The 12,395-nt window shown below is 66.0% G+C and carries 9 protein-coding genes; 2 read left to right on the forward strand and 7 right to left on the reverse strand.

The features are described 5' to 3' along the window. Positions 1 to 43: 43 nt before the first annotated feature. On the reverse strand, positions 44 to 406 hold the full coding sequence (locus ACODSU_RS21670; protein WP_015015403.1) for an MliC family protein: 363 nt from the start codon (positions 404 to 406) through the stop codon (positions 44 to 46). A gap of 663 nt (positions 407 to 1,069) precedes the next feature. Between ACODSU_RS21670 and ACODSU_RS21675 the strand changes: the two genes are divergently transcribed. Beyond that, the gene (locus ACODSU_RS21675) at positions 1,070 to 2,248 is read left to right on the forward strand and encodes an MFS transporter (RefSeq protein ID WP_488844720.1); all 1,179 of its coding nucleotides are present in this window, start codon (positions 1,070 to 1,072) and stop codon (positions 2,246 to 2,248) included. Here ACODSU_RS21675 and ACODSU_RS21680 read toward each other — a convergent pair. Continuing rightward, positions 2,220 to 2,702, reverse strand: coding sequence for a hypothetical protein (locus ACODSU_RS21680; RefSeq protein WP_488844711.1), 483 nt, complete (start codon positions 2,700 to 2,702; stop codon positions 2,220 to 2,222). The two genes, ACODSU_RS21675 and ACODSU_RS21680, sit on opposite strands and share 29 nt — an antisense overlap. Positions 2,703 to 2,795: 93 nt before the next feature. Between ACODSU_RS21680 and ACODSU_RS21685 the strand changes: the two genes are divergently transcribed. Further along, positions 2,796 to 3,179 (forward strand): MerR family transcriptional regulator, encoded by a 384-nt coding sequence (locus ACODSU_RS21685; protein WP_488844713.1) that lies wholly within the window; start codon positions 2,796 to 2,798, stop codon positions 3,177 to 3,179. 98 nt (positions 3,180 to 3,277) lie between these two features. Here ACODSU_RS21685 and ACODSU_RS21690 read toward each other — a convergent pair whose 3' ends face one another. From ACODSU_RS21690 to ACODSU_RS21710, 5 genes are all read right to left on the reverse strand, one after another. Beyond that, the gene (locus ACODSU_RS21690; RefSeq protein WP_488844714.1) at positions 3,278 to 4,909 is read right to left on the reverse strand and encodes a SpoVR family protein; all 1,632 of its coding nucleotides are present in this window, start codon (positions 4,907 to 4,909) and stop codon (positions 3,278 to 3,280) included. Continuing rightward, positions 4,906 to 6,174 (reverse strand): YeaH/YhbH family protein, encoded by a 1,269-nt coding sequence (locus tag ACODSU_RS21695; protein WP_422847514.1) that lies wholly within the window; start codon positions 6,172 to 6,174, stop codon positions 4,906 to 4,908. The genes ACODSU_RS21690 and ACODSU_RS21695 overlap by 4 nt, the downstream gene beginning before the upstream one ends. A gap of 47 nt (positions 6,175 to 6,221) precedes the next feature. After that, complete coding sequence (locus tag ACODSU_RS21700; RefSeq protein WP_488844715.1) at positions 6,222 to 8,144, reverse strand: PrkA family serine protein kinase; 1,923 nt, start codon at positions 8,142 to 8,144, stop codon at positions 6,222 to 6,224. A gap of 314 nt (positions 8,145 to 8,458) precedes the next feature. After that, entirely contained in the window at positions 8,459 to 9,670 is a 1,212-nt protein-coding gene (locus tag ACODSU_RS21705; protein WP_488844716.1) for an FAD-dependent monooxygenase, read from the reverse strand. A gap of 49 nt (positions 9,671 to 9,719) precedes the next feature. Beyond that, on the reverse strand, positions 9,720 to 12,233 hold the full coding sequence (locus ACODSU_RS21710; protein WP_488844717.1) for a putative bifunctional diguanylate cyclase/phosphodiesterase: 2,514 nt from the start codon (positions 12,231 to 12,233) through the stop codon (positions 9,720 to 9,722). Between the last annotated feature and the right edge of the window lie 162 nt (positions 12,234 to 12,395).

Genomic DNA, 12,395 nt, shown 5'->3' on the forward strand with positions numbered 1-12,395 from the left:
ACCCAACCAGCCCATTACAGGCTGGGGTCAAAGAGAAACCAGGTTACTGGACGCCCGCCACCATCATCCCGCGGTTGCTACGGCACCAGATCGGTGCCAGGTGTCCAATCTGGATCGTCAATTCGTTGCCCTTGCCCAGCACTGTGGTGGGGCCGTTGCTGTAGGCGTAGCCGCTGTCAGCCGGCTGCTTGGGCAGTTCCACGGTCCAGCCGCTGCGGCGCATCACGCTGCGGCCTTGCTCGGGGTAGAACTGCATCTCGACCTTTTCGCCATTGCCGCAGGCATATTGCATGCTGCTGCCGTCGGCGGGGGCGCTGAACGCCTGCATGGCGGGGGGCTGGCTTGCGCAGCCCGACAACAACAGGGTGGCCAACGCACCCGAACCCAGCAAAACCATCGTCTTCATCGGTCACTCCTGACATCGCGGCGCAGCCTCGCAGCGCGCCCGACAACTTCCATCCAACGGCTTGTGGCCACCGGCCCACAGGGCCTTTTCAGCGCCCCTGGCTGCCACTAAGCACAAACCTTGCCATTCACCACCACCTGCACCATCCTGATTGCGAGAGACCGAAATCTGCGATTCCAGAACCGTGGCACACACCCGGTGCAGCGCATGGACGCAAGAGTGCCCCACGCCCCCGGCACCGTCATTGGGGTCATCCCCACATCGAGAGCCTCCTCTAAAGTCTGCCAACGCCCTGTGGCGCCCTCATGACGGCGCCTGCGACCCGCAGACGAGGCCCGATTGGGAGCATTCAAAAGCTCAATCCACCGCGTAAACGTCCGATTGCTGGCACAAGCACCCCAAAACGGGCAACATCCGATGCGTTTGGTGGGGTATGTAGCGGGCAGACTGGGACATACCCTAAGAGCCTGCGAACCAGCCCACCTGCGGGCACCGCCCCGTCCGTCGGCGACAGCGGCGGTTCTGCTCTGCGGGTAACCTCACCGGGCCTGATGGCCGAGGGAGAGCCGCTCCCAAACGCCACCGCCATCTGCCCTGGAGACCGTCCCCGTGCCCCCTTCGCCGCCCTCCCCACCGCTTCTTGCCCCCCGCGCCGCCTGGGCCATGCTGCTGGCACTGGTGGCGGGCTTTGCGCTGAGCCAGGCGTTTCGCACCATCACGGCCATCATGGCGACGGGCTTGCGGGCCGAGTTCGGGCTGTCGGCACAAGCGCTGGGGGTGTTTGCCGGGGCGTTTGCGTTTGCCTTTGGCACCATGCAGCTGTTCATGGGCATCGGCATCGACCTGTACGGCGTGCGGCGCACCCTGCTGGTGGCGTTTCCGCTCACCATTGCGGGCGCGGTGTTGTCGGCACTGGCGCCGGGCTATGGCACGGTGCTGCTGGGGCAGGTGCTGATCGGCGTGGGCTGCGCGCCCGCGTTTTTGGTGTGCACCGTGTTCATCGCGCGCTACTTTCCGGCGTCGCGGTTTGCCATGGTGTCGGGCGTGGCCATGGGGGTGGGCGGGCTGGGCATGCTGTTCACCGGCACGCCGCTGGCCTGGCTGGTGCAGCAGTCGTCCTGGCGCATGGGGTTTGGCGTGCTGGCGGGCCTGGCGGCGCTGGCCTGGCTGCTGATCTTCTGGAAGGTGCATGAGCCCGCACAACCCATCGACGATGCCGCGCCGCGCGAATCGGTGCTGGAGGCGGTGCGTGGCTTTGGCGCGCTGTTCCTGCTGCCGCACACCGCCGGCATCATGCTGCTGGCACTGATGACGTACGCCTCCTTCCTCACGCTGCGCGGGCTGTGGCTGGGGCCGCTGCTGATCGAGCGGCACGGCTATTCGCTGGTAGCCAGCGGCAATGTGGCCATGCTGTCGTCCCTGGTGTCGCTGTTCAGCCCGGCCTTTTTTGGTCGGCTGGACCCTGGCCCCACGCGGCGCAGGCGCTGGCTGCTGGGCTTTACGGCCCTGCTGGCGGCGCTGTTTGCAGCCATGGGCTTTTTGCATGCCGAATGGCTGGACGTGGGCGGCTCCGTGGCCGTGGGCCTGCTGTCCGGCTACATGGTGCTGCAGTACTCGGATGTGCGCTCGGCTTACGCCCCCGCCGTCACGGGGCGTGCCATGGCGGTGTTCACCATGGCGCTGTTCTTGGGCGTAGCGCTGATGCAGTGGGTGACGGGCGTAGCGGCCTCCATCGCCGCCACACAGGGCGCAGACCCATATGTGGCGGTGATGTTGACCATTGCCACCATGTTGGGGGTGGGCGCACTGGCCTTCAGGCTGCTGCCCGCGCCCGCCCATTGACCCGATCATTCCCCCGTGCGGGGCCGGGCGGGCACAGTGCCGTGCTGCTGCCCGCCACGCGCCACCACTGCAGCACGCCAAACAGCAACTCGAACGCGGTAAAACCCAGCACGATGGCATTGGCGCCGTGTGCCACGGCGTAGATCTGCCAGGCTGCGAACAGAAACCGCGCCACGCCGTCCAGCCGCCCCAGCAACACCGTGGGCGCCACAATGCGCGCCAGCGACCACACCACCACCACCGAGCCCAGCAGGTTGGCCAGCAGCATGTGTGTGGCGTCCAAAGGGTGCAAGGTACCGGGCAGAGCGAGCGCCTGGGCCAGCAGCGTCAGCTGGGCATAGAGCCAGGCAAAGGTCCAGGGCAAGGCAAACGGCCAGGTGACGAGCAGGTCGTACCAGCCGCTGGCGCGCACGATGCGCAGGTAACGGTTGGAAGCGAAAGCGGGGATGGGCATGACAGAAGACCTCTGTGAATGAATCAATGAGGCCCCGAGCTTCCACCTTGAAGTACGCTTCAGGGTCAAGCACTTTGTGAGGGGAACAGGATCATGCTGATCGGCGAACTGGCCACGGCCTCGGGCCTGAGCCGCGAGGCGCTGCGTTTTTATGAACAGCAGGGCCTGATCCGCGCGCGGCGCCTGGACAACGGCTACCGCGACTACCCGCCCGAGGTGGTGACGCTGGTGCAGTACATCCGCACCGCACAGCAGCTGGGCTTTACCCTGGCGGAGATCGGAGACCGGCTGCCCGCCATCTGGGACGCCGCCGAGCCCGGCCCCGCCTTGGCGCAGGTGCTCGCCGCCAAGCTGCAGGAGATTGACGACCGCATTGCCGCCCTGCAGGCCCTGCGCCAGACCCTGGCCGAGCGTGTGGCCACCGACTGCCCGCTGCGGGCCCGTGCACCTCGCAAGGCCTCTTCGCCTGCCTTTTGAGTCAAATTGGGCGGTAGCGCTAGTACATCATGCGCTGGCAGCTATCAAAAACAGAGCAATCTTTCTTCAACCACCACGCAGGCGCCAGCGCAGCCTGATCAGGCGCCGGAGGCGGGCACCTGGTGCAGCAGCACCGGGTGGTTGCCATCGGCGTCCGCGCTCTCGATCTGCACCCCAAAGCCCCACAGCCGCGCCACGTGCTTGAGCACCTCGTGCGTGTCGTCGGCCAGCGGGCGGCCCTGGTACTGGGTGTGGCGCAAGGTCAGGCTGCGGTCGCCGCGCAGGTTCACGTTCCACACCTGGATGTTGGGCTCGCGCGTGCCCAGGTCGTACTGCTGCGACAGCAACTGGCGCAGGCTGCGATAGCCGTTTTCGTCGTGGATCTCGCTGACCACCAGGTCGCGCTCGGCGGCGTCGTCATGCAGCGCAAACAGGCGCATCTCGCGCATCAGGTGCGGGCTGAGGTACTGGCCGATGAAGCTCTCGTCCTTGAAGTTGCGCATGGCATGGTCGAGCGCAGGCAGCCAGGGGGTACCTGCGATGTCGGGGAACCAGTGCCGGTCTTCCGCTGTGGGGTTCTGGCAGATGCGCTGGATGTCGCGGTACATGGCAAAGCCCAGCGCATAGGGGTTGATGCCACTGTAGGCGCGATGCCCCACCGGCGGCTGGTAGACCACGTTGGTGTGCGAGCCCAGCCATTCGATCATCACGCCATCACTCAGATACCCCTCGTCGTACAGCGTGTTGAGCAGCGTGTAGTGCCAGAAGGTGGCCCAGCCTTCGTTCATCACCTGGGTCTGGCGCTGCGGGTAAAAGTACTGCGCAATCTTGCGCACGATGCGCACGATCTCGCGCTGCCAGGGCTCCAGCAGGGGTGCGTTTTTTTCGATGAAGTACAGGATGTTCTCCTGCGGCTCCTGCGGAAAGCGGTTGTGCTCTTGCGCCGCATCCTCCTTGCCAGGGCGGGTGGGCAGGGTGCGCCACAGCTCGTTGACCTGCTGCTGGGCGTAAGCTTCGCGCTGCTCGCGCTCCAGGCGTTCGCGAGCAAGGTTCTTCTTGGAGGGGCGGCGATAGCGGTCCACGCCAAAGTTGGCCAGGGCATGGCACGAGTCCAGCAGCCGCTCCACTTCGCCCGTGCCGTAGCGCTCCTCGCACTGGGCCACGTAGTCCTTGGCATACACCAGGTAGTCGATGATGCTGGACGCATCGGTCCACATGCGAAACAGGTAGTTGCCCTTGAAGAAGCTGTTGTGCCCGTAGGCGGCGTGGGCAATGACCAGCGCCTGCATGGCGGTGGTGTTCTCCTCCATCAGGTAGCTGATGCAGGGGTTGGAGTTGATGACGATCTCGTACGCCAGCCCCATGTGCCCGCGCCGGTAGCGCCGCTCGGTGGCCAGAAACTCCTTGCCGTAGCTCCAGTGCCGGTAATTCACCGGCATGCCCACGCTGGAGTAGGCGTCCATCATCTGCTCGGCGGTGATGATCTCCAGCTGATTGGGGTAGGTGTCCAGGCCAAAGCGCTCGGCCGTGGCGGCGATGGCCGCGTGGTAGCGCTCGATCAGCTCGAACGTCCAGTCGCTCGGGTCGGGCAATGGCTCCGCAGGCCGCGCACCCGCAGGCAGAGGCTGGCCGGGCACGGCGCGGTGGCGGCGCTCGCCCACGGCAGCGGCCTTCCAGGGGTTGTCGCTCTGGCGGCGCTCCAGCACGGGGGACTGCACCACGTTGTTCATGCGGCCACCCCCTCTTTCTTGAACAGGTCGCGGAACACGGGGTAGATGTCGCCGGGTGCGCCAACCTTGCGCATCGCAAAGTGCGAGTACAGCGGCGCCAGCTGGCTGTACTCGTCCCACAGGTTCTGTTCTTCCTCCGCCACCTGCACATAGGCAAAGTAGCGCACCAGCGGCAGGATCTTGTCCACCAACAGGTTGCGGCAGATGCCGCTGTCGTTGGTGAAGTTGTCGCCGTCGCTGGCCTGGGCCACGTAGATGTTCCAGTCGCCCTGCGGGTAGCGCGCGCGGATGATCTGGTCCAGCAGCACCAGCGCGCTGCTCACCACCGTGCCGCCACTTTCGGTGGAGTGGAAAAACTGCTCCTCGCTCACCTCGGCCGCCTGGGTGTGGTGGCGGATGAACACGATGTCGATCGTCTCGTAGTGCCGCGTGAGAAACAGGTACAGCAGGATGAAGAAGCGCTTGGCCAGGTCCTTGCGCGTCTCATCCATGGAGCCCGACACATCCATCACGCAGAACATCACCGCCTGGCTGCTGGGCACAGGCACCGGCGTGCGCGCGCGAAAGCGCAGGTCGATGGGGTCCAAGTATGGAATCTTGCCGATGCGCGCCGTGAGCGCGTCGATGCGGCGCTGCAGCTCGGCCACCGCCTCGCTGGTTCCGTCGTCCTGCGCCAGCAGCGCGTCCAGTTCGGCCTGCAGCGCCAGCAGCTCGCGATGCGCCGACTTGCCCAGCGCAATGCGCCGGCCCAAGGCGCCGCGCATGGTGCGCAGCACGGCCAGGTTGTTGGGGATGCCGTCCTGGCTGTAGCCTGCGCGGCGCGACTTCCATTGCGGGTTCTCGCCGATGTGGGTGCGCAGCAGGTGCGGCAGCGCCAGGTCTTCAAAAAAGAGCTGCATGAACTCTTCCTTGGTCAGCGTGAAGGTGAAGTCGTCCTCGCCCTCGCCGCTGTCACTGGCCTGCGACCCACGCCCGCCCGCCCCACCCTGGGGCCGCTCGATGCGGTCGCCGCGCACATGCTCGGCATTGCCAGGGTGCACGGTGTCGCGGATGCCGCCCTGGCCATGGTGAAAAATCGGCTCGCTGATGTCCTTGCGCGGGATAGTGATGTTCTCGGCCTGCTCCATGTCGCGGATGCCGCGTTGCGAGACGGCACGGCGCACCGCATCCGCGATCTGCTCTTTGTAGCGGCGAACAAATCGCTCGCGGTTGCCCACCGACTTGTTCTTGCCAGCGAGCCTGCGGTCGATGATTTGCAATGCCATCCGTTGCTCCCGTTCCCCATGCAGGGCCTGTGGCCCTGGCACCGACCCTAGCTACTCTTGCGCACGCGCAAGTACCACTCGCACAGCAGCCGCACTTGCTTCGGCGTGTAGCCTTTGTTGACCATGCGGGTGACAAAGTCCTCGTGCTTGCGGGCCTCTTCGGCGCTGGCCTTGGCGTTGAAGCTGATCACCGGCAACAGCTCTTCGGTGTTGGAGAACATCTTCTTCTCGATCACCAGGCGCAGCTTTTCGTAGCTCGTCCAGCTGGGGTTCTTGCCCTGGTTGTTGGCGCGTGCCCGCAGCACAAAGTTGACGATCTCGTTGCGGAAGTCCTTGGGGTTGGCGATGCCTGCGGGCTTCTCGATCTTCTCCAGCTCGGCGTTGAGCGCGCTGCGGTCGAACACCTCGCCCGTGTCGGTGTCGCGGTACTCGTTGTCCTGAATCCAGTAGTCGGCGTAGGTGACGTAGCGGTCGAAGATGTTCTGGCCGTACTCGCTGTAGCTTTCCAGGTACGCCGTCTGTATCTCTTTGCCGATGAACTCGGCGTAGCGCGGCGACAGGAACTCCTTGATGTAGCCGGTGTACTTGGTCTCCAGCTCGGCAGGGAACTGCTCGCGCTCGATCTGCTGCTCCAGCACATACATCAGGTGCACCGGGTTGGCCGCCACCTCGGCGCTGTCGAAGTTGAACACCTTCGAGAGGATCTTGAACGCAAAACGCGTGGAGATGCCCGTCATGCCCTCGTCCACGCCCGCGTAGTCGCGGTACTCCTGATAGCTCTTGGCGCGCGGGTCGGTGTCCTTCAGGCTCTCACCGTCGTACACCTGCATCTTGCTGAAGATGCTGGAGTTTTCAGGCTCCTTCAGCCTCGTCAGGATGGCGAACTGCGCCATCATCTTGAGCGTGCCGGGCGCGCACACGGCGTTGCCCAACGACGATTCGCGGATGAGCTTTTCGTAGATGCGGATCTCCTCGCTCACGCGCAGGCAGTACGGCACCTTGACGATATAGATGCGGTCGAGAAACGCCTCGTTGTTCTTGTTGTTGCGAAACGCCTTCCATTCGCTCTCGTTGCTGTGCGCCAGCACCACACCGTCAAACGGAATGGCGCCAAAGCCTTCGGTGCCCTTGTAGTTGCCCTCCTGCGTGGCCGTGAGCAGCGGGTGCAGCACCTTGATGGGCGCCTTGAACATTTCCACAAACTCCAGTAGGCCCTGGTTGGCCAAGCACAGGCCGCCGCTGTAGCTGTAGGCGTCGGTATCGTCCTGCGCAAAGGTTTCGAGCTTGCGGATGTCCACCTTGCCCACCAGGCTGGAGATGTCCTGGTTGTTCTCGTCGCCCGGCTCGGTCTTGGCAATGCCCACCTGCTTGAGCACGCTGGGGTAGCGCTTGACCACCCGGAACTGGCGGATGTCGCCACCGTATTCTTCGAGCCGTTTGACCGCCCAGGGCGAAAGCACGCGCTGCAGGTAGCGGCGCGGAATGCCGAACTGTTCCTCCAGCACGGGGCCGTCTTCTGCGGCGTCGAACAGGCCCAGCGGCGATTCGTTGACCGGCGAGCCCTTGAGGGAATAGAACGGCACCTTCTGCATCAGCGCCTTGAGGCGCTCGGCAATGGAGCTTTTGCCGCCACCCACAGGGCCCAGCAGGTACAGGATCTGCTTGCGCTCTTCCAGCCCCTGCGCGGCATGGCGGAAGAAGCTCACCACCTGTTCGATGGACTCCTCCATGCCGTAGAACTCGGTGAAGGCGGGGTAGCGTTTGATGACCTTGTTGGCAAAGAGCCGCGACAGGCGCGGGTCGTTGCGCGTGTCCACCATCTCGGGCTCGCCAATGGCGGCCAGCATGCGCTGGGCCGATGTGGCGTAGGCCATGGGATCACGTTTGCACTCGGCGAGGTACTCGTCGATCGACATTTCCTCTTCGCGGCTACGGGCGTAGCGCGCGGCGAAGTTGCTGATGGCATCCATACGACCTCCTGTGGCGGCACCCCTGGCGGGCGCAGGTGGTACCACGGTGTTGCATTGGCAATCGCTACCGGCTTGGCACTTTGTAGCACCACGAACTGCGCTTGAACAGCCAATTCGCGGGCATGTGACTGGCCTTTTTGTGGCGTTGCACACACAGGGATAGAGCGTGGCACACTGCGCGAAGTTCACCCTGCAAAACACTGGCAGGGGTTGCCCCGGATAGGGAATGTCCTGACAACCGGGAGGTCCTTCCAAAGCCCCGTACGCGCCCCCTGCGCCTGAGGCTCATTCGCAGGGCCTGCCCACACTCCCCATCACAACGAGCTGGCGCTGGAACCATCGCCCCGGTACAGCCACGGCACATCCAGCACGCGTTCACCCAGCAGGCGCAACGACAGGTCGCGCCCCCAGCGCACGGGCCCCGTGGCGTGGAAGATGCGACCATTGCGCGTGGACCTGGCCTGCACCCTCGCGTTGCGCTGCCAGCGGTTCAGCGCATAGCGGCGCAGGCGCAGCGGTACATCTAGGTCGTGCATGGCCAACGCCCGCTGCAGCTCGGCCGCGTCTTCAATGGCCATGCCAGCCCCCTGCGCCAGGTACGGCCGCATGGGGTGCGCGGCATCGCCCAGCAGGGCCACCAGGCCTTGTGCCATCTCGTCGGCGCTGCGCACCGGCGGGCGGTCGCACAAGGGCCACAGGCGCCAGCCAGCCCCACCCACGGCAGTCACGCTGCGCACCACGTCCTGCAGCGCAGTGCAGGTGCCTTGCAGCGCATGCTCCAGGCCAGCGGCGTTGGCGGCGTGGTCCCAGTTCTCCAGGTCTTGCGGCGCAGGCCCTTGCACGATGACCACCAGGTTCTGCAGCTCGCCCCGGCGCACGGGGTATTGCACCGCATGCAGGCGCGGGCCCAGCCACGCGGTGACCTGCGCCGTGCGCAAGGCGTCGGGCAGCGCATGCTGCGGCACCAGCGCGCGGTAGGCCAGATGCCCCGTCACGCGCGGCGGCACAGCGCCCAGAAGCTGGGTTCGCGTGCGGCTCCAGAGGCCATCGGCACCGATCAGGGCATCGCCCTCGACCTCCTTGCCCCGGCTGGTGCGCACGGTCACCACGCCGTCGGCATCTGCAAAGCTGTCGATGGCATGCTCTAGATGCAGTTGCGCGTCGGTGTATTGGGTCACTGCAGACAGCAGCAGGCCATGCAGGTCCGCACGGTGGATGGTGGCGTAGGCCGCGCCGTAGCGCTCCACCGCTGTGGGCCCCAGGGGCAACACGGCCAGTTCCTTGCCGCTGACGGCGTTGCGCACCTGCAAGCGGCTGGGGAAGGCCGCTACCGCTTGCAGTGGCTGCTGCAGGCCCCAGGCCTGCAGCCGGCGCACCACGTTGGGCCCAATCTGGACGCCCGCACCCACTTCGCTGAAGGCAGCAGCACGCTCGTAGAGCCGCACCTCCCATCCCGCCCGCGATGCGCCCAACGCAGCGGCCAAGCCGCCAATGCCGCCACCGGCGACCAACACCTGTTTTTTCATGGCGCGATTGTGAACTGCGCGCGCTGGCGGGCCTTTGTCTTAACGCAGGTCATAGCGCAGGCCGCAGCGCACGCTCCAGCACCTCGGCGGGCATGGGCCGACCAAACAGATAGCCCTGGAAAGCCTTGCAGCCGTAGCGCTGCAAAAATTCGAGCTGGCCTGTGGTCTCTACGCCCTCGGCCACCACCGCCAGGTCCAGGCTGTCGGCCAAGGCCAGGATGGTGCGCACGATGGCGGCGTCGTTGGGGTCGGTCTGCAGGTCGCGCACAAAGCCCTGGTCGATCTTGAGCTGGTCAAGCGGCAGCCGCTTGAGGTAACTCAGGCTGGAATAGCCCGTACCAAAGTCATCCAACGAGAAGCCCACGCCATAGCGGCGCAGGTGCTCCATGCGAGCAATCACGTCCTCGACATCGGCCATCAACAGGCTCTCGGTGAGTTCGAGCTTCAGGCGTTCCGGGTTGGCGCCCGTGGCGTCCAGCACGCCCAGCACCTGCTCCACAAAGTCGGGCTGGCGGAACTGCCGCACGCTGACGTTCACCGACAGGAAGAACTGCCGGGTGAGTGAGCTGCGCGACCAGGCCACCAGCTGTGCGCACGCCGCTTCCAGCACCCATTGGCCCAAGGGCAGGATGAGCCCGGTCTGCTCGGCCAGCGGAATGAATTCGGCGGGGGACACCATGCCCCGGCGCGGGTGGCGCCAGCGCACCAGGGCCTCGGCACCCTGCAAGCGGCCTTTGCCGTCTACCACTGGCTGGTAGTACAGCACCAGCTCCTTTTCTTGCAGGCCCCGGCGCAGGTCGGCCTCCAGGGCCGAGCGGTTGCTCACGGCCGCTTGCATGTCGGGGTCGAAAAAGCGCTGGGTGTTGCGCCCCGCCGCCTTGGCCTGGTACATGGCCAGGTCAGCGTGTTTGAGCAGCTCGTCCACGCTCACGGTCTGCTGGCCGAACAGCGCAATGCCGATGCTGGGTGTGCTGTGGTGACTGGCATCGCCCAGCGCGTAGGGCTTGCCCAGCGTGGTGGTGATGTGGCTGGCCACCAGGGCGGCCTCGGCGCTGGCGTGGGCGGGGTCGGCGCTGAGGCCTTCCACCAGCACCACGAACTCGTCGCCCCCAAAGCGGGCTACGGTGTCGGACTCCCGCACGCACCCCTTGAGCCGCTGCGCCACCTGCAGCAGCAGCTGGTCGCCGGTGTCGTGGCCCAGGGTGTCGTTGAGGTCCTTGAAATTGTCGAGGTCGATGAACAGCAGTGCGCCCTGGGTGCCAGAGCGTGCCACCGCAGCCGTGGCATGTTGCAGCCGGTCCACCAGCAGACGGCGGTTGGGCAGGCCCGTCAGCGAGTCATAAAACGCCAGACGTTCGATCTGGCTTTCGACCTGCTTGCGCTCCGTGATGTCGCGGCCTACACCCCGGTAGCCACGCAGGGCGCCATTGGCATCGAACACCGGGACGCCGCTGACCGAGATCCAGTGCATGCTGCCATCCGCACGCCGGCGTTGCAGCTCCAGGTCGCGGAACGGCTGGTGTGCCGCCAGCACCGCACGGTGCGCAGCCCAGTCGGCATCGGTCATGTTCAGGGCACCGATCTCCCAGCGCGTGCGCCCCATCACGTCCGACAACGGGATGCCGTTCACGCTCAGGTCCCCGGCCAGCTGCACAAAGCGCCCCTCGGCGTCGTGCTCCCAATACCAGTCGGACGACAGATCGCTCAGGGACCGGAAGCGCGCCTCGCTCTCGCGCAGCTCGTTTTCCACACGCACGTAGTCGCTCACGTCGGCAAAGGTGCGCACCAGGCTGCCATCGGCCAGCGAGGTGGTGCGCACCTCGAACGTGCGGCCATCGCGCGTGGTGCGCCAGTACAAGGCCGGGGCCGGGGCCACTGCGCCCTGGGCCACGTAGTCGTGCCCGCGCCGGTCCACCAAGCTATAGCCATCGCCGAAGTCGCCGCGCTCGGCCTGCACACGCGTGAGGTCGGCCAGCGTAGGGCGAGTGGCCATCAGCGACTCGGGCAAATTCAGCAGCTCCAGCACGCGCTCGTTGTAGACGGTGATACGGCCATCGGGCCCGGTCTTGAAGATGCCCTGGCTCATGCTGGCCAGCGTGGCCTGCAGGGCCGAGCGCTGCTCCTGCAGCATGGTCAACGCCTCTTGCCAGATGCGGGCGTCCACCATGCGCACGGGCTGGCCCCGCCCCTGCGCTCCCTGCACCAGCGCCACCAGGCGGTTGAGCAGCTCGCTCAGGTGTGCAGCGCCGTCGGCCTCGCGCAGCACATAGTCGCCCAGCCCGCAGCGGAACGCGCGTGCGGCCAGGGCCTCTTGCGCTGCATCAATGCACATCAGCACCGGGCGGCCTGCGCACAACTCCAGCAAGCCTGGCAGTTCCTGGTCACTGGGTTTGAGGCACAACACCACGGCGTCCCAGGCCTGGCTGGCGAGGGGGGCCTTGGCGGTTTCGGGCGTAGGGCTGTTGACCACCCGCCAGTCCGGGTAACGCGCCGCGATCAACCGCCGCGCGGCCGCTGCGTGCTGGGTATCGATGTCCACCCACAGGATGCCCACGCCGTTCATGGCCGTTGCTCCTGCTGTGCGGGCTGCGAGGTAGCGAGCGAGGGCGCCGAATGGCCCGGCAAGTGCTCACGCTCGAACAACTCGACGGGCCCGGGCCTCCCAAACAAATACCCCTGGAACCCCTCGCACCCGTGCAGCCTCAGGAACGACAGCTGCCCCGTC

It is taken from the genome of Acidovorax sp. FG48, from assembly GCF_057809085.1.